Here is a 23,863-nt window from a genome sequence, read left to right as displayed (position 1 = left end):
CTGCAAGATATGGAAGCATCCTCGCATATGCAGGCGCTTCAATGACAGGTCATGGAGGCCGATATGAGCCGGGTTGCTTTGATTTCCGGCGGGACGAGCGGCATAGGCGCCGCAATCGCCCGCGCCCTGCAGGCGGCCGGCTACCGCGTGGCCGTCAATTACGCTTTCACAACGGACAGGGCGGAAGCATTCCAGAAAGAAACCGGCATCCCTGCGTTTCAGTGGGATGTGCGCGACTATGATGCCTGCGTCAATGGCATTGCGAAGGTGGAAGAGACTTTGGGTCCTGTCGAAGTCCTCGTCAACAATGCGGGCATCACCCGCGATGCGATGTTCCACAAGATGACACCGCAGCAATGGCGCGAGGTGATCGACACCAACCTCACCGGCGTGTTCAACATGACGCACCCCGTCTGGCCGGGCATGCGCGACCGCGGCTTCGGTCGCATCGTCAATATTTCCTCCATCAATGGCCAGAAAGGGCAGGCGGGGCAGGCCAATTACTCCGCCTCGAAGGCGGGCGATATCGGCTTCACCAAGGCGCTCGCCCAGGAGGGCGCCAGCCGCAACATCACCGTCAACGCCATCTGCCCCGGCTATATCGGCACGGAAATGGTGAGAGCTATACCGGAGAAGGTTCTGACTGAGCGGATCGTGCCGCAAATTCCCGTAGGGCGGCTGGGTGAACCGGAAGAAATCGCGCGCTGCGTTCTGTTTCTGGTTTCCGACGAGGCCGGCTTCATCACCGGCTCGACCATGACGGCCAATGGCGGACAATATTTCGCCTGAGGCCCATCCCCGCCCTGCCGGCTGCCTGAACTCAGTAAACTTTCCGTGATCTCGGCTTCGATAATTTTGCTGCGCACAAAAACTTGAAGATGAAATACAGGAAAGACAGGCCGCCTAAACCAATGAAAATACGATAGTTTTTGTATAGTTTAGAATGAGTCTAGGAAACTCTTGGCGACTCCTTAAGAGGTTTTTCTTGACATTTGCTGTCCTGTTTTGGTTTAAGAATGAAAACAACGTGTTGCGTCATACAGGCAGTCCATCATGCTGGTTTGCAGCTGCAATTACATCACCGATCACGATATCCGGGACGTCATTAACGAGCTCCTCGACGAGGACTGTTGGCAGCTTATCGTCCCTGCAAAAGTGTATCACGCGATGGAAAAACGCGGCCGCTGTTGCGGCTGTTTCCCGACCGTTGTCGACCTGATCATCAAAACCACTGAAGAATATCATGCCCGTCGCCACTCGACTGAGGCCGATGTTTTTGATTTTATGTCCCGCCTGAAACAATTCCATGAAGAGAACAGGAGAGCGGACATTGAAAGGCGACAAAAAAGTCATCGAGCGGCTTAACGAGGCCCTTTTTCTCGAACTCGGTGCGGTAAACCAGTACTGGCTTCACTATCGTTTGCTGGAAGACTGGGGCTACACGAAGCTCGCCAAAAAGGAACGTGCTGAATCCATCGAGGAAATGCAGCACGCCGACAAGCTGGTCGCACGCATCATCTTCCTTGAAGGCCATCCCAACCTTCAGACGGTTTCGCCCCTGCGCATCGGCCAGAACGTCAAGGAAGTTCTGGAAGCTGACCTTGCCGGCGAATATGACGCCCGCACCTCCTACAAGAAATCACGTGATATCTGTTATGAGGCTGGGGACTACGTCTCCATGAAGCTTTTCGAAGAACTGCTGATCGACGAGGAAGGCCATATCGACTTTCTCGAAACCCAGCTCGAACTGCTGGGCAAGATCGGCGAAGAGAAATACGGCCAGCTCAATGCCGATTCCGCCAACGAAGCGGAATAAGCACTGGCGACAGGACAGAAAAGGCGGCCTCGGCCGCCTTTTTTATTTGCCGGAAAGGTGCTGAAACTCCGCCACGACCTTTTCGTATACCGCCCGCTTGAATGGAACGATGAGTTCCGGCAGGCTTTCCATTGGCTTCCAGTCCCATGCGTCGAATTCAGCCGTGTGCCCTGTCGGCGGCGGATCGATCTGGATTTCGCTTTCGTCGCCCTCGAAACGGAACGCAAACCAGCGCTGCGCCTGCCCGCGATATTTGCCCCTGAGGCCGATACCGATCAATTCGGGCGGCAGATCGTAGTGAATCCAGTCGCTCGCCTCTGCAAGCAGGCTCACCGTTTTCATGCCCGTCTCTTCGTAGAGTTCGCGAATGGCTGCCGTCAAAGGCCGTTCGCCGTCATCGATGCCGCCCTGCGGCATCTGCCACAATTGCGGCGACCCGTCATATTCGGAATTGCCTTCCTTGATACGCCGGCCGGCCCAGACGAGGCCTTCAGCGTTCAGAACCATTATTCCCGCACAGGGGCGGTAAGGCAAATCTTCTGCTTTGATTGTCATGGGAAACCCGCACTGTCTCAACGCCGGAAATGGTCGCAGGCAAGGTTTACTGCCCCGCCTGCCCGGAAACAAGCGCGGAAACACCGACGATCTCAATACCGCGCCCGCCGGCCTCACGCGACCATTTCGAGATCGCCGCAACGCTTTCATTGAAGGCCGACGCAACGCCGATCGCCTGGCCATTACGGCGCGCAATCCGCTCCAGCTCGTCCAGCTTGCGCAGAATGGAAGCTTCGGTGACTTCGCCGTCGAGCAGAACATCGGCAAAGCCCTGCGGCGCGGAAATGGCCTTCGCGATCCCCCCGCTCAGCGACTGCGCCGAGGAGCCATCATCCAGAAACAGCAGGCCACGCTTGCCGACGTCGCGCATGACAGGCTCCAAGGCAGCCTGCTCGGCAAGAAAGCGCCCGCCGAGATAATTCATGACGCCGGTGTAGTTGGTAATTTTCGCCATGGAGCGATGCAGCCGGTCTATATTGACCTTGGCGGGATCACCCGCCAGCAGCGTGTCCGGGCCGGGATTGGTACCCGGATAACCGAAGGGTTCCAGCGGTATCTGAAGAAGAATTTCGTGTCCTTGCCGGCGCGCCTCCTGCATCCAGCGCTGCAGGCTGTTGCCGCTGGCTGCAAAACCAAGCGTGACCTCTGGCGGCAGTTCCCGGATCGCTTTTTGCGAACCCGTCTGGCTGAGACCCAGCCCGCCGACCACGATCGCCACCCGGGTGCCCCGTGCGCCAGACCAGGGCCGCGCATATTGCTCCATCGGCCGCAAACCGTCCGCACCAACGACCGGCAATCTGCCGAATGCGGTTTCTTCCAGCAGCTCCTCATTGGGCCGCGTCGCCATACGCGGATCCTGACCATAGGTCTGGCCGCTCATCAGCACCGGCCCGTCGCCCTCGCGGGGGCGGGGGGAGTACACCGATACGACATTGCCATCGGGCATTGTCTCGCGATTGATATTGGCGCCGGAGCGCCCGCTTTGCGGCTGCAGAGCGGCAGCATCACCGGGAGCAGTTACCTCGGCCGGTGCGGTTTCAGGTGTCTTTTCGGCAAGCTGAGGCTGTGCATCCGGCCCGCTCCCCGTCTTCTGCAAATTGCCGGGCGAAAGCGCCGTATAGACGGACAGGCCGCCGATCGAAAAAACCGCAAGCACCGATACAGCCATAATGACGGAAAAGCGCCGGTTAATACCGGCGCTTTTTTTCTGACGACCCAAAAGCGGTTTTCGCAGGTCCGAAGGCAATGAACGATCCGTCCAAACGGTTGGGCAATAGAAACAATGCGCCGGCTGGCCGGCGCACTATCTTACTGCTTGTTGACCACAGCCTTGTCCGGGTTCGGCGGGAAGGACGGATCCGTCTTGGCGCCGCGCAACAGGTCCAGCGCGTAGTTGAGCTGAATGTCGTCCTTTGCTTCCGGCGGCACGTAGGCGGAGGAACCCGAACCTTCATCCGTTTCGCTCTGGCCCTTGATATGGCCGGTCAGACTGGATTCGCCTTCCGTCGTGACGCGACCCTGCAATTCCGGCGGCAAAGGCTGCTCAACCTTGATGTCAGGCGTAATGCCCGTGCCCTGGATCGATTTGCCCGACGGCGTGTAATAAAGCGCCGTGGTGAGACGCAGCGCACCGGCCTCGCCGAGCGGAATGATCGTCTGGACAGAACCCTTGCCGAAGGAACGCGTGCCGACGACGGTCGCGCGACGCAGATCCTGCAGGGCGCCGGCGACGATTTCCGAAGCCGAAGCCGAACCGCCGTTGACGAGCACGATTACCGGCTTGCCATCGGTCAGATCGCCAGCCGTCGCGTTGAAGCGGCGGGTCTCGTCGGGATTGCGGCCACGGGTCGAAACGACCTCGCCGCGCTCGAGGAAGGCATCGGAAACATTGATCGCCTGATCAAGCAGACCACCCGGGTTGAGGCGCAGATCGAGCACGTAGCCCTTCAGCTTGTCAGCAGGCACATCCGCCTTGATCTTCTTGATCGCCTTTTCGAGGTCGTCATAGGTCTTCTCGGTAAAGGAGATGACGCGCAGATAACCGACATTGTCACCCTCGACGCGGGACTTGACGGCCCGCACGGCAATGACATCGCGCATGACGGTGAATTCGAGCGGCTTGTCGGCGCCCTGACGGATGATCGTCAGCTTGATCGGCGTCTTGACCGCGCCGCGCATCTTCTCGACCGCCTGCTCCAGCTTCAGGCCGCGAACCGGCGTACCGTCGATTTCCGAAATGAAGTCGCCGGCGAGAATGCCTGCGCGGGAAGCCGGCGTATCGTCGATCGGCGTGATGACCTTGACCAGCTCGTTCTCCATGGTCACTTCGATGCCGAGACCGCCGAATTCACCCTTTGTCTGGGTGCGCATGTCGTTGGCATCTTTGGCATTCATGAAGCTCGAATGCGGATCGAGCGAGCTGAGCATGCCGTTGATGGCATTTTCCACCAGCTTCTCGTCATCCGGCGGCGTCACATATTGTGCGCGCACGCGCTCGAACACGTCGCCAAAGATCGACAGTTCCTTATAGGTCGAAGGCCCGGCCGCCTGTGCCGGCATGCTCGCCGAATAAATCACACTCATCGCCGTGGCGCCCATAAGCCCACCGATAAGGAGAAGCGAAACCTTACGAATCATTGTGCGCCCTTCCGGTATTTTTTGTGGTCCACCACGGTTGGGAATCAACCGGTACACCATCTTTCCTGAACTCAATGTAGAGCGTTGGCCTGTCGGTTTCCAGCGCCAATGCTGCTGCACTCGCTACTCTTTTTGCACCCATGGAGGCGATGGGCTCTCCGGAGAACACGAACATGCCCTGCCGCGTCCTCACATTGTCCATGCCCGTCATCACCACATGATATCCGTTACCCGTATTGAGGATTATCATCCGGCCGTAACTGCGAAAATCTCCGGCAAATACCACGAAGCCGTCTGCAGGCGCCGTCACGATCGCTTCCGGTCCGCTCGCGACAACAATTCCCTTGGAAAAGTGGCCCGTTCCGTCCGCATCGCCGAAGCGCCGCAGCACCTCGCCGGTCACCGGCAACTCCAGCTTTCCCTTCAAACTCGCGAAGGGATATGCGGGCGCAATGCGGTTTTTATCGGGCATTCCAGCCTCGGCCGCGGCGCGTTCCTTTTCGCGTTCCGCCTCCGAAAGACGGGCCAGGCGCTGCTCCTCCGCCCGCGCCTTTTCCATCGCCTCACGCACCGAGGTAATCTCGCCTTCGAGCGAACTGACCAGCCCCTCAAGGCTCGTCGCCTTGCCCGCAAGCTCTTCAGATCGCTTGCGTTCCGCCTCCAGTTCGGCCGCCGTCTGGGAATTCTTTCGGTCATTTTCGGCAATCAGAAGGTCGAGGCGTTTTTCCTCTTCCAGACTTGCCGTCATCATACCCGTAAGATCACCCTTTTCGCGAGCGATTGCCTGCCTGACGTCGGTCAATTCTTTGAGAGCGGCGACGAGCTTGTCGGTTTCGCCACGAATGCCGGGCACAACGGCGCCGAGAAGAATGGCGCTGCGCACGGAAGCCAGTGCATCTTCAGGCGAAACGAGGAGAGCCGGTGGCGGATTTCTGCCCATGCGTTGCAATGCGGCCAGAACCTCCGCCAGCACGCCGCGCCTTTCCCTCAACGATGCCTTGACGCCATCCTCGCGGACCGAAAGCTTGGCCAGGCGATCCTCGCCGTCGCTGATCTTGGCTTCCAGCGCCTTGCGCCGGGCAGCCGATGCGATCAGCTCCTCGCGGATGCGCGCGCTGTCCTGATTGAGCGAGGCGATGCTTTCTTCGAGCGTCCTTGTCTTGTCTTCCGAAAGGCCGATGCTGTCGACCAGCTCCTCCAGATCCTGCCGGTTCTGGTCGCGGCGCTTTTCCAGCGTCCGCAGCGCATCCGGCGAGGAATCATCGCTGGCCGCCGGGGCGGCGCCCGCATCGTCACGCGAATGGGCCGCACCGCTCCCCATGACGAAAGCAGCAATAACCGCGCCTGCAAGGGCAGCGTGCTGTTTTCGTTGACGCGTGGTGTCCATGTGAGCTTTCTTTGATGCCGAAGCAGGAGCGCCGATATTAGGGATTTTGCCGCGATCTTCCAAGAGGCCTGAGAGAGGCCGCCGCCAAAGTCGTCCGTAGCCAGCGGTGTCGCGAAGCTTCATGTTGAAATTGAGACAACTCCCCGAAAGGAAACCCGTTCAAACGCGGTGATAGGGGTGGCCGGAGAGGATCGTGACGGCCCGGTAGAGCTGCTCGGCAATCAGGATACGAACGATCTGATGCGGCCATGTCAGCTTGCCGAGATTAAGAACAGCCGTCGCCCTGTCGTAAAGCGCGGGGTCAAGCCCATCTGCCCCGCCTATGGCGATCACAAGGTCACGTTTGCCGCTATCACGCAGATCGCCAAAAAATGAAGCAAAGGCGGGACTATCAAGTGCCTTTCCGCGCTCGTCCAACAGGACGAGAACAGCACCATCGGCCAGATGTTTCTCCAGCATCGCGGCTTCTTCGCGTTTGCGGGTCTCCGCATTGGAAGCACGGCTTTCCGCGACTTCGATCACCCGCGAAAACTCCAGCCCGATCGCCGGGCCAGTCTTTGCCAGACGCTCGATATAACGGGCCGCAAGATCCTTTTCGGGGCCGGATTTCAACCGTCCCACCGCAAAAATTGAAATCCGCATCGCAAACCTGCATTCGTCGTGACCCAACAGGGTCACGCTCTTAACAGCATAGCCTGCGGATTCCTATGCGGCCGGTCTGATTTCCGGCCAGAGGCGCCGTTTCCGAAGTCAGATATGATCTTCGGCAGAAACGATGCACTCGCTCAAAGGCTCACCGCATCAATGCAGCGTCTCTTCCGGCATATCCGGCGTCGCCCACATTTTTTCAATGTTGTAGAAGGCGCGGATTTCCGGGCGGAACACATGAACGATGATGTCGCCGGTATCGATCAGCACCCAGTCTCCGGTCTCGAGACCTTCGACGCGGGCGTTTCCGAACCCTTCATCCTTCATGTCTTTCAGAAGATGCTCGCAAATTGCCGAGACATGCCTGTTCGACCGCCCGGAGACCACGACCATGTAGTCTGCAAGCGCCGATTTTCCGGCAATGTCGAGAGATACGATATCTTCAGCCTTGGAGTCCTCGAGGCTCGCGAGGACGGTTTCGAGGGCATGGCCGGCGGCATCGGCGCCACTGTCCTGACCCTTCGGGATAGCAACAAATGCTTTTCCCTTGGCGTGTACTGTTGTCAGAGGTTTTCCTTTCCAAGAATGACAAAACAGGCACTGCGCGACGCGATTCTCTGCGTCACACAATGAAGGTGGCATCAAAGCATTAACTTTTCAAGATATGGGGCCCTCAACATCAGCCGCATACATCGTTTGTGATCGGAGCTGTCATTTTCGGCCATTGCGCAGCGCCGTGGAGCTGAGCGTGGAACGCGGTCCGTGAATGAAGACCCAGGCGGGGGCGCGTTTTTTCCACAGAACCCCGGCATCGTCCTCATCTATCCGCGCCTGGCTGAAGGCCTGCGCCATGGTGGAGGAGAGATAGGACAGGGTCGAGCCCGGTCGATCGATCACCGCGATTGGAAAAGTCTCGGCTATGGTACGCCATTTCTGCCAATGGTGAAAACTCTTCAGATTGTCGGCGCCCATGACCCAGATGAAACGGACGTGGGGATTTTTTGCCTTCACTTTGGCGAGCGTATTGGCCGTATAGCTCATCCCCAGTGATTTCTCGAAAGCCGTGACCTTGATGCGCGGATCGTGGACCAGCTTTTCGCAGGCCGCGATGCGATCTTCGAGGGACGCCAGCTCAGAACGGCTTTTCAGCGGATTGCCCGGCGTGACGATCCACCAGAGCTGATCGAGACCCAGCCTGCGCAGCGCAATCTCGGCCACAAGCGCGTGTCCTGCATGCGGGGGGTTGAATGAGCCGCCGAAAAGCCCGACGACCATGCCGCGTTCCACATGCGGCATGGTGAGATAACGTCTGTCGAGGCGCTTATCAGCCGGCAAATATCACGTCCGTGTCTGGCCGGTGCCATGCACCCGGTATTTGAACGAGGTGAGCTGCTCGACGCCGACCGGGCCCCGCGCATGCATCTTGCCGGTCGCAATGCCGATTTCCGCGCCCATGCCGAATTCGCCGCCATCGGCAAATTGCGTCGAGGCATTATGCAGCAGAATGGCCGAATCGAGTTCGTTGAAGAACCGCTCGACCACATCAGTATCCTCGGCGATCACCGCCTCGGTATGGTTGGACGAATAGGTGCCGATATGGTCGATCGCGCCGGAAATGCCATCCACCACGGCGACCGAAATGATCGAATCGAGATATTCGGTGCGCCAGTCCTCTTCCGTTGCCGGCACCAGACCCGTCACCACATCGCGAACGGCTTGCGAACCGCGCACTTCGCAGCCAGCTTCGATCAAGGCTTTGACGAGCGGCTCCAGATGCGTGGAAACGGCAGCGGCATCCACCAGCAATGTCTCAGCCGCACCGCAAATGCCGGTGCGGCGCATCTTAGCGTTGACGACGATACGTTTCGCCATGTCGAGATCGGCGGATTTGTCGACATAGATGTGGCAGATGCCTTCCAGATGCGCAAAGACCGGAACGCGGGCTTCCAACTGCACCCGGGCCACGAGGCTTTTGCCGCCGCGCGGCACGATGACATCAACCGTGCCATTCAGGCCGCTGAGAAGCGCGCCGACCGCCGCACGGTCGGTCACCGGCACCAGCTGAACGGCATGCTCGGGAAGACCGGCGATCTTCAGACCTTCCACGAGGCAGGCATGGATAGCACGCGATGAATGTTGCGAATCCGAACCGCCACGCAGGATGACGGCATTGCCCGCCTTGAGGCACAAAGCACCGGCATCCGCCGTCACGTTCGGGCGGCTTTCGTAGATCACGCCGATGACGCCAAGCGGCGTGCGCACGCGCTCGATCTTCAACCCGTTGGGGCGATCCCAGGCGGCAATGACTTCGCCGACCGGATCGGACAGCGCCGCAACCGAGCGAATACCTTCGGCAATGCCGGCGATGCGGGCATCGTTGAGCGTGAGCCTGTCAACGAAAGAAGCAGCAAGACCGGCGCTCTCGGCTGCGGTCAGATCCTTCCTGTTGGCGGCAAGGATCGCCTCCCTCGACGCCTCGATGGCGGAGGCCATGGCGAGCAGCGCACGGTTCTTCTGGTCCGTACCGGCGATGGACAACGGTCGTGAAGCAGCTTTCGCCTGAGCGCCGATGGTGATCATCAGCGCGTCGATGTCATGGCTCTGCTTCACGGCCTGTTCAGGCATGGACCTCATCCTTCTTTGCATGTTTAACTTTGACGGCGGCGCCGGTCATTACGAGGTCGTCGCGATGGATCATGGCCGCGCGCCCGACATAACCGAGGATCGCCTCGATCTCGTTGGACTTGTGACCGATGATAAGGCGCGCCTCTTCCGCATCGTAGCCCGCAAGACCACGAGCAACTTCACGACCTTCCGCACCGATAATGGCGATTGCATCACCACGGCCGAAATTGCCCTTCACCAGTCGCACGCCTGCGGGAAGCAGGCTTTTTCCGGCATAGAGGGCCTTTTCCGCGCCGGCATCCACATGGATTTCACCGGCCGGCTGCAATTGCCCGGCAATCCAGGTCTTACGCGCCGTCACCGGTGTGCCTGATGGTGCAAACCATGAAGAGCGCGCGCCGTTTTCGATGGCCTTCAGCGGATTGAGCGTCTTGCCTGACGCGATGATCATGCCGCAGCCCGCAGCGGTTGCAATCTTGCCCGCATCGATTTTGGTGCGCATGCCGCCACGCGACAGCTCGGAGGCCGCACCACCTGCCATGGCTTCAATCTCGGGGGTGATGTCAGCGATCGTTTCAAGGAATTTCGCGTCCGGATCGAGATGCGGCGGAGCCGTATAAAGTCCGTCAATATCCGATAGCAGCACCAGGAGATCGGCACCCGTCATGGTCGCCACACGCGCCGCCAGACGGTCATTGTCGCCATAACGGATTTCGGTGGTCGCAACCGTGTCGTTTTCATTGATGATCGGGATCGCGCCGATCTTCAGCAACTGGTTGATGGTGGCGCGCGCGTTGAGATAACGGCGGCGCTCCTCAGTATCGGAGAGCGTCAGCAGAATCTGACCTGCGACGATTTCATGCCGCGACAGGCTTTCGGACCATGCCCGCGCCAGCGCGATCTGACCAACCGCTGCCGCCGCCTGGCTTTCCTCCAGCTTCAATGCGCCCGAAGGCAAACCAAGCACGGTGCGCCCAAGCGCGATGGCGCCCGAAGATACGACCTGGACATCCGCACCGTTTTTCTTAAGCGCAGCGATATCTTCGCAGATGGCATCCAGCCAGTCTTTCTTCAGACCAGTCTTTCGGTCCACCAGAAGCGCCGACCCGATCTTGATCACGATCCGATGGTGGCTCGCCAGCGGCTTGCGCGTCAGGCTCATAGGCGGTCGTCCTCTTCTTCGGCCTCGCTATCCTCATGCGGCATCGACCGGTCGGGCAGGGCGGTCTCCCCGCCCCCGCTTGCCGAAACGATGATGTCGCGAAGCGCGCGCAGCGCTTCCGTCATGCCGATATGCGCGGCGGCAGACAGAAGAAGCGGCGGACGGCCGCAGGCCTTTTCCAGCTCCTTCGCCTTCTTTTTCAGTTCTTTTTCGTCCAGCACGTCGATCTGCGACAGCGCCACGATTTCCGGCTTGTCGGTCAGCCCGCCACCATAGGCGTCCAGCTCGGCCTTGACCGTCTTATAGGCCTTGCCGACCTTTTCTTCCTGCGCGGAAACCAGATGCAGAAGCACGCGAGTGCGCTCCACATGGCCGAGGAAGCGGTCACCGATGCCCACGCCCTCATGCGCACCTTCGATGAGGCCGGGAATATCGGCCAGCACGAATTCACGTCCGTCGATGGTCGCCACGCCGAGGTTCGGATGGAGGGTGGTAAAGGGGTAATTGGCGATCTTCGGCCGCGCGCGGGTCACGGTCGCAAGGAAGGTGGATTTACCCGCATTGGGCAGACCGACGAGACCGGCATCGGCGATCAGCTTCAGGCGAAGCCAGACCGTCTTTTCTTCGCCTGCAAGGCCCGGATTGGCATGGGTTGGGGCCTGATTGGTGGAAGACTTGAAATAGGCATTGCCGAAACCGCCATTACCGCCGGCGGCAAGACGAAAGCGCTGGCCTTCCTTTGTGAGGTCGACGATCAGCGTCTCATTGTCTTCCTCAAATATCTGGGTACCAACCGGCACCTTCAGCACCACATCCGCGCCCTTGGCGCCGTTTCGGGTCTTGCCCATGCCGTGCTGCCCGATCGAGGCCTTGAAATGCTGCTGAAAACGGAAGTCGATCAGCGTGTTGAGACCGTTGACGACCTCAATCCAGACATCACCGCCGCGTCCGCCATCACCACCGTCAGGACCACCAAATTCGATGAATTTTTCGCGCCGGAAAGACACGGCGCCAGCACCGCCATCACCGGACTTGATATAGACTTTTGCTTCATCGAGAAATTTCATCGGACTGCCGTTCTATCGGTTTGCGGGCGCGGCCGCCAATCGCGTTGCGCCAAACAAAAATATCGTCGTTTCGAATACAAGCGCTTCTTCACAAGGTCAAAGACTATCGTGCGGGAAGCCCCTGTGCGAGACAAGGCCGGTTTGGTGCAAACCGGCCTTGTTTTGATTGTCAGCGATGCGGCAGGACAAAATCCTCAGCCGTGATCATCGTGTCGATATGCGCCACCATGGCGGCGCGCGCCGTGGCGTAGATCTGGTGGCAGCCGGTCACCCGGAAGCCGAGTTTTTCCTGCACCCGCAGCGAAGCGGGATTATCCGCAAACACGCCGGAATGAAGGGTCACGCCCGGCATGCGGCGAAAGAACCGCTCGACCACGCCGGCCACCGCCTCGGTCATGTAACCCTTGCCCCAGTAGAAGCGGTTGAGCCAGTAGCCGAGATGCCACTCGCCGTGCCGCAACTCCACCGAGACGACGCCGATCAGGGTATCGTCGCCACTTGTGATGGCGAAATCCCAGTCGGGCAGGGTGCCGGAGGTGCGCAAGACCAGCCATTCCAGCGCATCCTGCTTGTGATAGGGCGCCGGAACGCGGGCGAGCATCTTGGTCACGGCGAAATCGCCCAGCGATTCCGCAATGCTGCCGGCATCGGAAAGCCGCTGCGGCCGCAGCACCAGTCGCCGCGTCTCAATGACGGGGCAGGGGCCGGGCGGCGCCACTGACGTGGCAGCCCGGCGGCGGGTCAGTTCGAGCGCGCTCATCCCATGTCCCCCCAGCTCTTCAGCGAAACCCAGGTCTTGCGGTCCAGCCTGTACCATTCGACCGGCACCATGCCGCCAAGCGCCAGCGAACCGACCATGCCGGAACCCTGAAACTGGAAACCGCATTTCTGGATGACGCGGCGCGAAGCGATGTTGGTGACGCGGCAACGCGCATCGATCTGGTCGATCTCACGCGTGCGGAAGGCCATGTCGATCAGCGCATGCGCCGCTTCGGTCATGTAGCCGCGGTTCCAGTAGGGTTCCCCCAGCCAGTAACCGATCTCCAGCGTCTTTTCGTCTTCCTGGGGTTCGAGCGCGCAGCAGCCCAGAAACTCGCCATTGTCCATACGGGTAATCGCATAGACGCACTTGCCAATCTCGCCAGCTTTGGAGCGTCGCACAAAATCCGCGGCGTCTTTGGCCGTGTAGGGGTGCGGCATACGCGACACCATGGTCGCGATATTGGCATTGTTGGCAAGATGGGCAAGGGCGTCGATGTCTTCTTCGTGGGGCTTGCGTAAAACCAGCCTCTGCGACAGTAAAACGGGGCAATCGCTCCTTGACCGATCGGGCCTCGGCCGCTCTTCGGGTGACCGTGATTGGTCAACCCTCAACAATTCAGCTTGCATGGTTCAGTCCCTCCATGAGGTTAAAGAAAAAGGGGAGTTGGGTGGTGCCCCATCTCCCCTGTTTTCTTGACTGAACCTGATACGTCTCAGCCGGGTCGATGGGACACCGGCTGCATATGACGCTTACCGGCTTATTCTGCGGCTTCCGCTTTCGGAGCCACGGATACGAATACGCGGCCGTTGGCCTTCGTACGGAAGTTCACGTTACCTGCAGTCAGTGCGAAAATCGTGTGGTCCTTGCCGATGCCAACATTGGCGCCCGGATGCCACTGCGTGCCACGCTGACGCAGAATAATGTTGCCTGGAATGACAGCTTCGCCGCCGAACTTCTTTACGCCAAGGCGCTTGGATTCGGAATCGCGACCGTTACGCGAGGAACCGCCAGCTTTTTTGTGTGCCATTGGAGTTCTCCTTTAAACCTTGTTTCCCGTGTCGCGCCGATCAGGCAGCAACGATGTCCGTGATGCGGACGACAGTGTGATGCTGACGATGGCCGCGCGAACGCTTGGAGTTCTGACGACGACGCTTCTTGAAGGCGATGACCTTCTTGCCGCGATTGTGCTCGACAACTTCAGCCTTGACGATGGCGCCCTTGACGAAGGGAGCACCGAACTTGGCGTCGGCGCCTTCGCCAACAACGAGAACTTCGGTGAATTCTACAGTTGCGCCCGCCTCTGCTTCCAGCTTTTCGATGGTCAGCACGGCGTCGGCCGCTACGCGGTACTGCTTACCGCCGGTCTTGATGACTGCGAACATTTTTTATCCTTTCATGTTCGTTCCGGCTCTGCCCGCATATGCAAGCTGGCCGTCTTTTTATCAGTCGGAATTTGGTAGAAACCCTTGGGAACAGAATGTCCCTTTGAATGTCTGCCGGTGAAGCCGCCTTTTAAGGGGCGGAATAAACGGAAGGCGCATTACGCCATCAATTTGGGTGCCGATTACGCGAGACGTCGGTTTATGTCAAGATGACGACGGCCCGAAAAGTAACTGTAACGCCAAGAATTTCATGCTTTTTCGGCGGGTGAAGCAGTCAGGTCTCGAAATTTGCCCAGCAAGTGTTTATATGGGCCTTCCAACAAGGAGCAGAAATGGCCCGCATAGACCAGACCGACGATTGGCGGGACCGCCATGCGCCGACAATTTCCGCCTTCGAGTCGCTTGCGATCGAGGCATATGGCCACCTGCCGGAAGAATTTCGCGCATTAACGAAGGATCTCATCATCGAGATCGCCGATTTTCCGACCGATGACGTGTTCGAGGACATGGCGCTCGAAACGCCTTTCGACCTTCTCGGACTATTCGAAGGGCGCGGCATCTCCGAACGTTTCACCATGGAAACGGGCGAAATGGTGAACCGCATCACGCTTTATCGCCGCCCCATTCTCGACTACTGGGCCGAGAACGAGGAAACGCTGGGCGATATCATCACCCATGTCCTCATCCACGAGATCGGCCATCACTTCGGCCTGTCGGATGACGACATGGAACGGATCGAAGAAAGCGCAGACGAGGCCGCCGCCGATCGCTGATCGGGGCGGCTATCGCCGCTCACTGCTCGCCGAGCTTCATGTCCGGATGGTATTCCTTGCCCTCGACCACCTTGGTCACGGCCTGGCCGCAATGCATGACGCCGCTTGCGGCGTTGAAGGCATAGCTCGGTGAACCCGCAAGTTCCCAGCCCTTGTTCAGCGCCTCGGTCACCCGGTGACAGAATTTCGCGTCGTCGGGACCGGTTATGAAACGATAGACCTTCACGTCTTTTTTGCCTTTCCTTTTGCGATGATATCGGCCATGGCGACCAGCCTCTCGGCCTCAACGACATGCAGGCGCTCGATCATGCGACCGTTCATGTTGATGACGTTCAATTCCACAGATTCCGGCTTTGCGAAAGCGGCAATGATTTCGCGCGCCTCCGCAACCGCCGTCTCGTCCGGCGCGAAGCACGCGTTGGCCGGCTCGATCTGGGCCGGATGAATCAGCATCTTACCATCGAACCCCATGGCGCGACCCTGCTCACATTCGGCTTCGAAAGCGGCGATATCGCGAAAGTCGTTCGAGACGCTGTCGATGACGTCGAGCCCGTAGGCGCGGGCGGGAAGCACAACCTGCATCATCCACGGTACGAGATAGGCGCGTCCTGGGAGGGCCGGAACCCGCGTTTCCTTGCGCAGGTCGTTGAGCCCGATGACGAAAGCCTCAAGCCGCGCATCCGGCGTATGGGCCGCGTCAGCAATCGAGGCGGCATTCAGCACACCAAGCGGCGTTTCGATCATCGCCCAGATTTTCAGGCGCTCCGGCGCATCCGCCTCAGCCAGAAGATCGGCCACTTCATTGATATCGGCCGGCTGTTCCACCTTCGGCAAAAGAACCGCATCCGGCCGGCAGGAAAGCACGAGCTGCAGATCCGCCTTTCCATCTGGCGTCGAGAGCGGATTGATGCGGATAACGGTTTCCCGCCCGCTGAAAGACTGCCCCAAAAACAGTTTTTCCAGATTGTCCCGCGCCTTGCCCTTCATATCGGGTGCGACGGAATCCTCCAGATCGAGAATCACCCCGTCACAATCGAGATCGCGGATTTTTTCCAGTGCCCTGACATTGATGGCCGGAACCGACAGCAGCGAACGGCGCGGCCTCACAAGAATATTTTCGGAAAAGTTGACCATGCCGCACTTGTGTCAAGCTTTTGTGACATCTGCAAGCTGACAATCCACTGAATCCTCTTGCAAGCCGGAAGAAGAAGGCCCACATTCGTCTGGATAGAAAGGTTTGGATCATGCAAGGCATACGTTCGTTTTTCATTGCCGCATCCGGCATTGCAGTTCTGGCGATAGTCGCCCTTTTCACGGCGTCGCTTACGGTCGCTTTCATCGGCGTGCTCGCGGTTCTCAGCGCTGCCCGCCTGCTTTCTGAGCGTTTGAAGCCGGCCCCCATTCCGGTCAAGCCGCGTAACCAGCGCGATATGCGCGTCTGGAACGACGGCAAGGGCACGATTATCGATCTCTGAGATCGTTTAATCCGGTCAAAATACGAGGACGCCGCAGAAGGCGTACCGAAGAACGCGGGTTTGCGCTTCTAAAGCGATCCGTTTTGCAGTATTTCCCGGCAGAACACATCCGGCGAGCTTTGCCCCGCGCCGGATTTTGTTGAAGGGAAAACGGGAAGCGACAGATGGAAAAGTTCACGAAGCTGACGGGCGTCGCCGCGCCCATGCCGGTTGTCAATATCGACACCGATATGATCATTCCGAAAGACTATCTGAAGACCATCAAGCGCACCGGCCTCGGCAAGGGCCTCTTTGCAGAGTCTCGTTATCTCGAGGATGGCTCGCCCAATCCGGATTTCGTGCTGAACAAACCCGCCTACCAGAACGCCCAGATCCTTGTCGCCGGCGACAATTTCGGTTGCGGCTCCTCGCGCGAACATGCGCCATGGGCGCTTCTCGATTTCGGCATCCGCTGCGTGATCTCCACCAGCTTCGCCGACATCTTCTACAATAACTGTTTCAAGAACGGCATTCTGCCTGTCGTCGTCAGCCCCGAGAACCTCGAAAAGCTGCTGGACGATGCGTCGCGCGGATCGAACGCCGTTCTTTCGATCGATCTGGAGCGTCAGGAAATCAGCGGCCCCGATGGCGGCACGATTACCTTCGAGATCGATGAGTTCAAGCGTCACTGCATGCTGAACGGGCTTGATGATATCGGCCTGACGCTGGAACATTCCGGCGCCATCGACACGTTTGAAAAGGCGAACGCCTCGGCCCGTCCCTGGGCCTGACCACATTTCCGCTCTTCAAAAAAGCCGATCCCGTACCAAACAGTACCGGATCGGCTTTTGCTTTGCTTGAAAAGCCGTTGAGGCGGAGATATGAAGCCCCCGATCCCGTCCGGCTGTGACAAGACTTTGCATCTGCAGGACGGAAACGAGTTTGACGCCGCGCTCGCCGCAACCGAAAACCCTTCGTGATGTTTTCCGGCGCGCCGCCCAAGGAGGGTTCTCATGACAGTCCGTTCGCTTTTCCTGCTGCCCGGTGACGGTATCGGCCCCGAAGCCATGGCCGAGGTCCGCAAGCTGATCGATTATATGAACAGCGCGCACAATGCCGGCTTCACTGTCTCGGAAGGCCTCGTCGGCGGCTCTGCCTATGACGCCCATGGCGTCGCTATTTCCGATGCGGATATGGAAAAGGCGCTTGCCGCCGATGCGATCCTGTTCGGCGCCGTCGGCGGCCCGAAATGGGATGGCGTGCCCTACGAGCACCGCCCGGAAGCCGGCTTGCTGCGCCTGCGCAAGGATCTCGAACTTTTCGCAAATCTGCGTCCCGCCATCTGCTATCCGGCGCTCGCCGCCGCCTCCTCGCTGAAGCCGGAGCTGGTCGAAGGTCTCGATATCCTCATCGTCCGTGAACTGACGGGCGGCGTTTATTTCGGCGAACCGAAGCAAATCATCGATCTCGGCAACGGCCAGAAGCGCGGCATCGACACGCAGATCTACGATACGTTCGAAATCGAGCGCATTGCCAGCGTCGCTTTCGAACTGGCCCGCACCCGTGACAACCGCGTCTGCTCGATGGAAAAGCGCAACGTCATGAAATCAGGCGTTTTGTGGAACCAGGTCGTCACCGAAACCCACGCCGCCAAGTTTAGGGATGTTCAGCTGGAACATATGCTGGCTGATGCCGGCGGCATGCAGCTGGTGCGCAAGCCCAAGCAGTTCGACGTGATCGTCACCGACAACCTCTTCGGCGACATGCTCTCCGACGTCGCCGCCATGCTGACCGGTTCGCTCGGCATGCTGCCGTCGGCCTCTCTCGGCGCACCTGACGCCAAGACCGGCAAGCGCAAGGCCATGTATGAGCCGGTCCACGGTTCGGCCCCTGATATTGCCGGCAAGGGCATCGCCAACCCCATCGCCATGATCGCGTCATTCGCCATGTGCCTGCGTTATTCGTTCAACATGGTGGATGAGGCGACAAAGCTCGAAACCGCAATCGCAAACGTGCTCGACAAGGGCATCCGCACCGCCGACATCATGGCCGAGGGCAGCCGCCAGGTCGGCACCTCCGAAATGGGCGATGCGGTTCTCGCCGAATTCAAGGCGCTTTCGGCGTAACGCCTGACGAAACCGGTTGGGCAGGCGGCACGTTCACCTGCCCATCTTCCTTTGGCAGAAGATGCTCATATCTTTTGTCAGTCAGCGTCTTCAGAAAGGCGACAATGGCGTCCACACGCTTGTCGTCCAGCGCCGGCGCGGATGTCAGTTCCGTCATGGCGATATTTTCAGGCACTTCCGGTGCATCCCATGTCTTGCCTGTTTCCGGATTGATCTGCCGGCTGGGCTTCTTGCTTTTGTATTTTGCATAAAACAGCACCACCGTGCGCAGGTCTCTGAACACCCCGTTGTGCATGTAGGGACCGGTAACGGCGACGTTGCGCAATGTCGGCACCTTGAACTTGCCGCGCTCAGCGGGATCGCCGGCCACAACAGGATTCTGCGCGAGCCCGAGATCGACCGCATCCGGCTTCGAGCCGTTGGCGGCTCTCACCGCCGTGTTGGCTGGAACGCCGATGTTGAAATATTTGTGGTTGGTGAAGAGGCCGTCTTCCAGCCCCTTGGCGCCGCGGATTTCGTGGCAGGTATTGCAATTGGTAAATTGCGTCGAGGAGATCAGGACCCGACCCAGCTCTTCCTGATCGGTCAGCTTCTCCTCACCGCGCAGGAAACGATCATATTTGGAATCGAAGGTGGAAAATTCATCGGAGCGCTCGAAGCTCGCCAGCGCCTTCGTCATCGCTGCATAGGCAGTGTCGTCGCTCGCAAAAACATCCTTGCCGAACTGCGTGCCGAAAGCCGCGACATAGTCCGGGTTTTCCCTGAGCCGTTTGACGACCGACGCCTTGTCCGGCATGCCCATTTCGAGGGGATTAAGCGGCGGACCGCCCGCCTGATCTTCGAGCAGAGAGGCGCGGCCATCCCAGAATTGCCCGCCGACATACTCTCCCGCCGCATTCCTGCCGAAAGGCGGCGTGAAACGGGCATAAGCTGCAGTCGGCGCGTTGCGGTCGCCCAGCGAAATCCCATCGTCGCCGAGAGAGACGTCCCGCCCGACCTTTTCGCTCTCCCGAGCATCGGAAAAACCGGCAGCCTGCATATGGCAGGTGGAACAGGCCATGGTGCGGTTCATCGAAAGGTTGGGATCGTCGAACAGCGCCGCGCCGAGCTTTTCCAGCGTTGCGTAATCTTCACCGCCATGGGCAGCCGCGCCGTTTGTGCCCAAAGGGGCCATCAAAATGGTCGCAGCGAGAGCGGCAGAGACAAAAAATCCGGGTTTCATCATCGGTAGGCACGCTCGATATAAATGCGCGAGGGCAGGTTCGGACCGGGCAATATGAAGCGGCTTTCGGTCCGGCTGCGCTTCACCGAACATGGATCACGGCAGACAACTCCGCTCTTCCATGCCCTATAAAATGATCTATAGCACTTTCCCGTGATCCAAGCCTACAAACTTTCGCAGCTTGCTCCACTTTGCCGCAGGTCTCATGGACCAAAGCCCTTAACGGTCAACCGCCTCTGGCGATGGCATGGAAAAAGGTGCCTGAGACAAATCCTCTCCTGCCGCCCGATGGCCCCAGCGGACGACCCTGCCCGTCAGCAATCTGGGCAAAGGGCTCATCGCTGCCGGCATCAGTAACCCGCGCATAATGGAATTCATGGCCGCGCAGAACATCCCCCGCCGTGCCGAGCGGGCCGCTTGCCGCAATTGTTGCCTGCCGGTAGCCGAGATTCATCTTGCGCGTCGCAAAGCTGGTGGCGTGCGACAGAAGCCCGGTCATTGCATGGGTCACCCCATCCGCATCTTCCAATGCCTCGCCGAGCACCATGTAGCCGCCGCACTCGCCATGAACAGGCTTTGTCGTGGCAAAGCGGGCAATGCCTGCCTTGAAACCAGCCGCATCCGCAAGCTTCCCGGCAAAAAGCTCGGGATACCCGCCGGGCAGCCAGCATATATCACAGCTGTCGTCGGGCGCCTCATCCGCGAGCGGTGAGAACGGCACGATCTCGGCCCCGGCCGCCTGCCAATGTTTCCTAAGATGCGGGTACAGGAAGGTGAACGCCGCATCCTGCGCCAGCGCGATACGCTGACCGGGCGGTGCAATCGCCGCATCCACCGAGCCTGGAGGCACCTCCACCGGCGTGGCGAGTGAAAGAAGGGCATCGAGATCGATGGATTTTTCCATCGCATCGGCCAGCCGTTCTATATGCGCATCGATCTCCGGATGTTCGCTGGCCTGCACCAGCCCGAGATGCCTTTCGGGCAGGATGAGCGAAGGATCACGCAGCACACAGCCGGCAACGGGAAGGCCGATTTTTTCGATCGCTTCCGTGCACAGCGTCCGGTGTCTTTCGCTGCCCGCCCGGTTCAGCACAACGGCCGCCATGGTAACGGCCGGATCGTAGTGAGCAAAACCATGGGCGACGGCAGCGGCCGTCTGCGACTGGCCGGACACATCCAGCACCAGCAGCACGGGAATGCCGAACAGCCGCGCCAGATCCGCCGCCGAACCCGTGCGATTTTCCGCAACCGGAATGCCGTCGAACAGGCCCATCGCGCTTTCGATCAGAACAAGCTCCGCGCCATCGGTCTGTTGCGAAAATAGATGCCGCAGCAAGTCCGGCCGCATGGCCCAGCTATCCAGATTAAGACCCGGTGTACCCGCGGCGAAGGTGTGGAAACCGGGATCGATGTAATCCGGCCCCGTCTTGATGCCGCGCACCTTGATACCGCGTCGGGCAAAGGCCCGGAGCAGGCCGATGGTCACGCTGGTCTTGCCGGAGCCCGAGCGTGGCGCGCCAATGATGATCGCCCGCACCGTCATGAACCGGAAACTCCAAGACGCGCGCGCATCGAAACAATCTCGCCGATAACGATCAAAGCCGGCGCTTCGAAATTTTCCCTGATTGCATCGTCAGCTATGCTTTTCAACCTACTGATGAAAATCCGCTCCTGCGCAGTCGTTGCCGACATGATGACGGCGACGGGCGTTTCGCCGGAGCGACCGCCCTGCATCAGAAGACCGGCGATCGTGCCAATATTCTTCAGTCCCATGTAAACGACGATGGGTTCCCGTGTTTTCGCCAGCGCCAGCCAGTCAATATCCTCTTCCGTGCCCGCTGCGTGGCCCGTGGCGAGAGTCACGGCGCGGCTGATGCCGCGCATGGTGGCGGGAATGCGGGCTGAAGCAAGCGCGGTGAACGACGAGGTCATGCCAGGCAATATGCGAAACGGAATGCCGGCATGGACAAGCGCCTCGGCCTCTTCCCCGCCACGCCCGAAAATAAAGGGATCACCGCCCTTCAGCCGCAACACCTTTTTGCCTTGGCCGGCAAAATCGATCAGCGAAGCGGTGATGTCATCCTGCGTTGCGGAGGGCTTGCCGCCCCTTTTGCCCGCAAAAACAATCTCTGCCTGCGGACCCAGAGCAACAACATCGTCGCTCACCAAAGCATCGCGCACGATGACATCGGCCTGAGACAGCGCCAGCGCCACTTCCAGCGTCAGATAACGCACGTCGCCCGGCCCGGCCCCTGCGAGCCAGACGTGACCGGCCTCGAAGACCGGACCTTTTGCGGCGATGCTGTTCAAAATCTGCGGTATCGACATTCTTCTTGGCTGCTTTTTAACGATGACGGAAAAAGCCGTCCCGGCTATAGAAATTCATATGGATACGGATGGAAAGACCCTTCGCCGCGGCTGGACCACGGGCACCTGCGCGGCGGCCGCCACGAAGGCGGCCTGCGCTGCCCTTTTGACCGGCGAATTTCCTTACCCTGTCGAGGTCGAACTTCCAAGCGGCGCGAGGCCGGCATTTTCCCTCGCCACCGAGGAAAAGGGTGAAAATTTCGCCCGCGCCGGTGTCGTCAAGGATGCGGGTGACGATCCCGACGTCACCCACGGCGCGCTGATCGAAAGCACGGTGCGACGAGGTCAACCGGGAAGCGGTATCATTTTCAAGGCCGGCAAGGGCGTAGGCATCATCACAAGGCCAGGCCTGCCCCTGCCGCCGGGAGAACCCGCCATCAACCCCATACCGCGCAAGATGATCGAAACAGCGATTCGAGAGGTGGCCGGGGAAAGTGCCGATTTCGAAGTCGAGATTTCCGTCCGCGACGGCGAGAAACTGGCGGAGAAAACCCTGAACGGCAGGCTCGGCATCGTTGGCGGTATTTCCATCCTCGGCACAACAGGCATCGTTATTCCCTTTTCCTGCTCCGCCTGGATCCACTCCATCTGGCGCGGCATTGACGTGGCGCGCGCGACCGGCTGCGCCCATGTGCTGGGCGCGACCGGCAACACCTCCGAAAAAGCCGGACAGGCGCTTTACGATCTGCCGGAAACCGCGCTGATCGACATGGGCGATTTTATCGGCGGCATGCTGAAATACCTGCGCAGCCATCCGGTCGAGCGGGTGACGATCGCCGGTGGCGTCGCCAAGATGACCAAGCTCGCGCAGGGAATGCTCGACGTGCACTCCAAGAAGGGACTGGCCGATCTTGATGCGCTGGCGGCATTGGCGACGGAAGCGGGGGGAGACGAAAGCCTCGCCATTGCGATCCGTCAGGCCAACATGGTGGCCCACGCCTTTGAGCTGGCCGAACGCGCAGGGATAGACCTCGGTGCGATCGTGGCGGAAAAAGCCTGGGTGACCGCAGCGGCGGCGCTGAAGACGCCCGCCATTGCGCTTGATATTCTGGTGTTCGATCGTCAGGGCACGCTCAAGGGGCGCACCGCCTCCACGCCGTCGCATCAGCCCTTCGCATCTTCTTTCGGAGATCGGAACCGCCGGACATAGTCGGTGCTATAAAGCGCGCTTTCACGAAAATCCGTCGAGGCAAGTCCACGTCCGACGAAGATCAGGGCCGTCCGCTCCACCGGTTCGGCTGCGAGCTTTCTTTCAATGTCGAACAGCGTTCCCCTGATAACCCGCTCATCCGGCCAGGAGGCGCGAACCACGATGGCAACCGGGCAATCGGAGCCGTAAAGCGGCGTCAGCTCTTCCACCACCTTGCCGATGGCATGAATGGCGAGATGGATGGCGAGCGTCGTACCCGTCGCACCGAAAGCCTTCAGCGTCTCACCGTCAGGCATCTTCGATGCGCGACCGGAAATGCGGGTCAGTACAAGGCTCTGCGCCACTTCCGGCACCGTCAGTTCCCGCTGCAAAGTGGCGGCAGCAGCGGCAAAGGAGGGCACGCCGGGCGTGACTGTATAATCGAGACCCAGTCGCTCCAGACGGCGAACCTGTTCGCCCATGGCGCTCCAGACGGAAAGGTCGCCGGAATGCAGCCGCGCCACATCCTTGCCGGCCTCCGCTGCGGCCACAAATTCCGCCTCGATCTCATCAAGCGAAAGCGCTGCCGTATCAACGATGCGTGCGCCGGGCGGACAATAATCGATGAGCGCCTTCGGAACCAGTGAACCCGCATAAAGGCACACGGGGCAGGCGGCGATAAGATCGCGCCCGCGCACCGTAATGAGATCGGCGGCACCCGGACCGGCGCCGATAAAATGAACCGTCATT

General features: G+C 59.7%; 28 protein-coding genes. 8 read left to right on the top strand and 20 right to left on the bottom strand.

The genetic code is table 11. The features are described 5' to 3' along the window. Positions 1 to 63 precede the first annotated feature (63 nt). From phbB to bfr, 3 genes are all read left to right on the top strand, one after another. The gene (gene phbB / locus WDZ78_RS15755) at positions 64 to 789 is read left to right on the top strand and encodes an acetoacetyl-CoA reductase (RefSeq protein WP_425673542.1); all 726 of its coding nucleotides are present in this window, start codon (positions 64 to 66) and stop codon (positions 787 to 789) included. A gap of 264 nt (positions 790 to 1,053) precedes the next feature. Beyond that, a complete protein-coding gene (locus WDZ78_RS15750) occupies positions 1,054 to 1,365 on the top strand; it encodes a (2Fe-2S)-binding protein (RefSeq protein WP_003505234.1) in 312 nt (103 codons plus the stop codon). Then, positions 1,331 to 1,816 (top strand): bacterioferritin, encoded by a 486-nt coding sequence (gene bfr / locus WDZ78_RS15745; RefSeq protein ID WP_003505236.1) that lies wholly within the window; start codon positions 1,331 to 1,333, stop codon positions 1,814 to 1,816. The genes WDZ78_RS15750 and bfr overlap by 35 nt, the downstream gene beginning before the upstream one ends. A 42-nt stretch (positions 1,817 to 1,858) precedes the next feature. On the opposite strand, the gene WDZ78_RS15740 is transcribed toward bfr, so the two are convergent. The 14 genes from WDZ78_RS15740 to rplU all read right to left on the bottom strand — a co-directional run bounded on the left by WDZ78_RS15740 (position 1,859) and on the right by rplU (position 14,042). Next, positions 1,859 to 2,371, bottom strand: coding sequence for an RNA pyrophosphohydrolase (locus tag WDZ78_RS15740; protein WP_026363735.1), 513 nt, complete (start codon positions 2,369 to 2,371; stop codon positions 1,859 to 1,861). A gap of 46 nt (positions 2,372 to 2,417) precedes the next feature. After that, positions 2,418 to 3,617 carry a divergent polysaccharide deacetylase family protein gene (locus tag WDZ78_RS15735; protein WP_425673541.1) on the bottom strand — a complete coding sequence of 400 codons (1,200 nt, stop codon included), beginning with the start codon at positions 3,615 to 3,617 and terminating at the stop codon, positions 2,418 to 2,420. Positions 3,618 to 3,679: 62 nt separating this feature from the next. After that, positions 3,680 to 5,008: a S41 family peptidase gene (locus WDZ78_RS15730; RefSeq protein WP_003505242.1), complete on the bottom strand. Its 1,329-nt coding sequence runs from the start codon at positions 5,006 to 5,008 to the stop codon at positions 3,680 to 3,682. Further along, entirely contained in the window at positions 4,998 to 6,395 is a 1,398-nt protein-coding gene (locus WDZ78_RS15725; protein WP_425673540.1) for a murein hydrolase activator EnvC family protein, read from the bottom strand. Before WDZ78_RS15725 ends, WDZ78_RS15730 begins: the two co-directional genes overlap by 11 nt. A gap of 159 nt (positions 6,396 to 6,554) precedes the next feature. Then, the gene (rlmH, locus tag WDZ78_RS15720) at positions 6,555 to 7,037 is read right to left on the bottom strand and encodes a 23S rRNA (pseudouridine(1915)-N(3))-methyltransferase RlmH (protein WP_026363732.1); all 483 of its coding nucleotides are present in this window, start codon (positions 7,035 to 7,037) and stop codon (positions 6,555 to 6,557) included. Between the two features lie 159 nt (positions 7,038 to 7,196). After that, entirely contained in the window at positions 7,197 to 7,685 is a 489-nt protein-coding gene (gene rsfS / locus WDZ78_RS15715) for a ribosome silencing factor (protein WP_081629552.1), read from the bottom strand. A 69-nt stretch (positions 7,686 to 7,754) separates the two neighbouring features. Continuing rightward, positions 7,755 to 8,339, bottom strand: coding sequence for a nicotinate-nucleotide adenylyltransferase (locus WDZ78_RS15710; RefSeq protein WP_020010756.1), 585 nt, complete (start codon positions 8,337 to 8,339; stop codon positions 7,755 to 7,757). 42 nt (positions 8,340 to 8,381) lie between these two features. Beyond that, on the bottom strand, positions 8,382 to 9,668 hold the full coding sequence (locus tag WDZ78_RS15705; RefSeq protein WP_425673539.1) for a glutamate-5-semialdehyde dehydrogenase: 1,287 nt from the start codon (positions 9,666 to 9,668) through the stop codon (positions 8,382 to 8,384). Beyond that, complete coding sequence (gene proB, locus WDZ78_RS15700; RefSeq protein ID WP_020010754.1) at positions 9,661 to 10,830, bottom strand: glutamate 5-kinase; 1,170 nt, start codon at positions 10,828 to 10,830, stop codon at positions 9,661 to 9,663. Before proB ends, WDZ78_RS15705 begins: the two co-directional genes overlap by 8 nt. Continuing rightward, the gene (obgE, locus tag WDZ78_RS15695; RefSeq protein ID WP_020010753.1) at positions 10,827 to 11,897 is read right to left on the bottom strand and encodes a GTPase ObgE; all 1,071 of its coding nucleotides are present in this window, start codon (positions 11,895 to 11,897) and stop codon (positions 10,827 to 10,829) included. The genes proB and obgE overlap by 4 nt, the downstream gene beginning before the upstream one ends. A 169-nt stretch (positions 11,898 to 12,066) precedes the next feature. After that, complete coding sequence (locus WDZ78_RS15690) at positions 12,067 to 12,657, bottom strand: GNAT family N-acetyltransferase (protein ID WP_425673538.1); 591 nt, start codon at positions 12,655 to 12,657, stop codon at positions 12,067 to 12,069. Then, on the bottom strand, positions 12,654 to 13,286 hold the full coding sequence (locus WDZ78_RS15685) for a GNAT family N-acetyltransferase (RefSeq protein ID WP_003505256.1): 633 nt from the start codon (positions 13,284 to 13,286) through the stop codon (positions 12,654 to 12,656). The genes WDZ78_RS15690 and WDZ78_RS15685 overlap by 4 nt, the downstream gene beginning before the upstream one ends. 131 nt (positions 13,287 to 13,417) lie before the next feature. Then, positions 13,418 to 13,687, bottom strand: coding sequence for a 50S ribosomal protein L27 (rpmA, locus tag WDZ78_RS15680; RefSeq protein WP_003492686.1), 270 nt, complete (start codon positions 13,685 to 13,687; stop codon positions 13,418 to 13,420). 40 nt (positions 13,688 to 13,727) lie between these two features. Continuing rightward, positions 13,728 to 14,042, bottom strand: coding sequence for a 50S ribosomal protein L21 (gene rplU, locus WDZ78_RS15675; RefSeq protein WP_003492690.1), 315 nt, complete (start codon positions 14,040 to 14,042; stop codon positions 13,728 to 13,730). Between the two features lie 332 nt (positions 14,043 to 14,374). On the opposite strand from rplU, the gene WDZ78_RS15670 reads away from it, so the two are divergent. Continuing rightward, positions 14,375 to 14,815 (top strand): metallopeptidase family protein, encoded by a 441-nt coding sequence (locus WDZ78_RS15670; RefSeq protein ID WP_003505257.1) that lies wholly within the window; start codon positions 14,375 to 14,377, stop codon positions 14,813 to 14,815. A 19-nt stretch (positions 14,816 to 14,834) separates the two neighbouring features. Here WDZ78_RS15670 and WDZ78_RS15665 read toward each other — a convergent pair whose 3' ends face one another. Continuing rightward, positions 14,835 to 15,041 carry a DUF1737 domain-containing protein gene (locus WDZ78_RS15665; RefSeq protein WP_003505258.1) on the bottom strand — a complete coding sequence of 69 codons (207 nt, stop codon included), beginning with the start codon at positions 15,039 to 15,041 and terminating at the stop codon, positions 14,835 to 14,837. Beyond that, positions 15,038 to 15,949, bottom strand: a complete 912-nt coding sequence (locus WDZ78_RS15660) for an HpcH/HpaI aldolase/citrate lyase family protein (RefSeq protein WP_425673537.1) — start codon at positions 15,947 to 15,949, stop codon at positions 15,038 to 15,040. Before WDZ78_RS15660 ends, WDZ78_RS15665 begins: the two co-directional genes overlap by 4 nt. Positions 15,950 to 16,059: 110 nt before the next feature. Here WDZ78_RS15660 and WDZ78_RS15655 point away from each other — a divergent pair, with 110 nt between their 5' ends. From WDZ78_RS15655 to leuB, 3 genes are all read left to right on the top strand, one after another. Then, positions 16,060 to 16,290 (top strand): hypothetical protein, encoded by a 231-nt coding sequence (locus tag WDZ78_RS15655; RefSeq protein ID WP_425673536.1) that lies wholly within the window; start codon positions 16,060 to 16,062, stop codon positions 16,288 to 16,290. 164 nt (positions 16,291 to 16,454) lie between these two features. Then, positions 16,455 to 17,060 carry a 3-isopropylmalate dehydratase small subunit gene (gene leuD, locus WDZ78_RS15650; protein ID WP_425673535.1) on the top strand — a complete coding sequence of 202 codons (606 nt, stop codon included), beginning with the start codon at positions 16,455 to 16,457 and terminating at the stop codon, positions 17,058 to 17,060. Between the two features lie 222 nt (positions 17,061 to 17,282). Then, a complete protein-coding gene (leuB, locus tag WDZ78_RS15645) occupies positions 17,283 to 18,395 on the top strand; it encodes a 3-isopropylmalate dehydrogenase (RefSeq protein ID WP_107677657.1) in 1,113 nt (370 codons plus the stop codon). On the opposite strand, the gene WDZ78_RS15640 is transcribed toward leuB, so the two are convergent. The 3 genes from WDZ78_RS15640 to cobA form a co-directional block, all read right to left on the bottom strand. Further along, positions 18,376 to 19,620 carry a cytochrome-c peroxidase gene (locus WDZ78_RS15640; RefSeq protein ID WP_425673534.1) on the bottom strand — a complete coding sequence of 415 codons (1,245 nt, stop codon included), beginning with the start codon at positions 19,618 to 19,620 and terminating at the stop codon, positions 18,376 to 18,378. The genes leuB and WDZ78_RS15640 overlap by 20 nt on opposite strands. A 223-nt stretch (positions 19,621 to 19,843) precedes the next feature. Beyond that, on the bottom strand, positions 19,844 to 21,160 hold the full coding sequence (locus WDZ78_RS15635; protein ID WP_111791638.1) for a cobyrinate a,c-diamide synthase: 1,317 nt from the start codon (positions 21,158 to 21,160) through the stop codon (positions 19,844 to 19,846). Beyond that, positions 21,157 to 21,945 (bottom strand): uroporphyrinogen-III C-methyltransferase, encoded by a 789-nt coding sequence (gene cobA, locus WDZ78_RS15630; RefSeq protein WP_425673533.1) that lies wholly within the window; start codon positions 21,943 to 21,945, stop codon positions 21,157 to 21,159. The genes WDZ78_RS15635 and cobA overlap by 4 nt, the downstream gene beginning before the upstream one ends. A 58-nt stretch (positions 21,946 to 22,003) precedes the next feature. On the opposite strand from cobA, the gene WDZ78_RS15625 reads away from it, so the two are divergent. Beyond that, positions 22,004 to 23,134 carry a cobalt-precorrin-5B (C(1))-methyltransferase gene (locus WDZ78_RS15625; protein WP_425673532.1) on the top strand — a complete coding sequence of 377 codons (1,131 nt, stop codon included), beginning with the start codon at positions 22,004 to 22,006 and terminating at the stop codon, positions 23,132 to 23,134. Here the strand turns inward: WDZ78_RS15625 and cobM are convergent. Further along, entirely contained in the window at positions 23,089 to 23,862 is a 774-nt protein-coding gene (gene cobM / locus WDZ78_RS15620; RefSeq protein ID WP_425673531.1) for a precorrin-4 C(11)-methyltransferase, read from the bottom strand. The genes WDZ78_RS15625 and cobM overlap by 46 nt on opposite strands. Position 23,863: the final 1 nt, after the last annotated feature.

This window comes from Agrobacterium sp. M50-1 (assembly GCF_049843495.1).
Classification (GTDB): domain Bacteria; phylum Pseudomonadota; class Alphaproteobacteria; order Rhizobiales; family Rhizobiaceae; genus Agrobacterium; species Agrobacterium radiobacter.
Note: the sequence above shows the minus strand (reverse complement) of the source record. Positions and strands in the feature narration are given on the sequence as shown.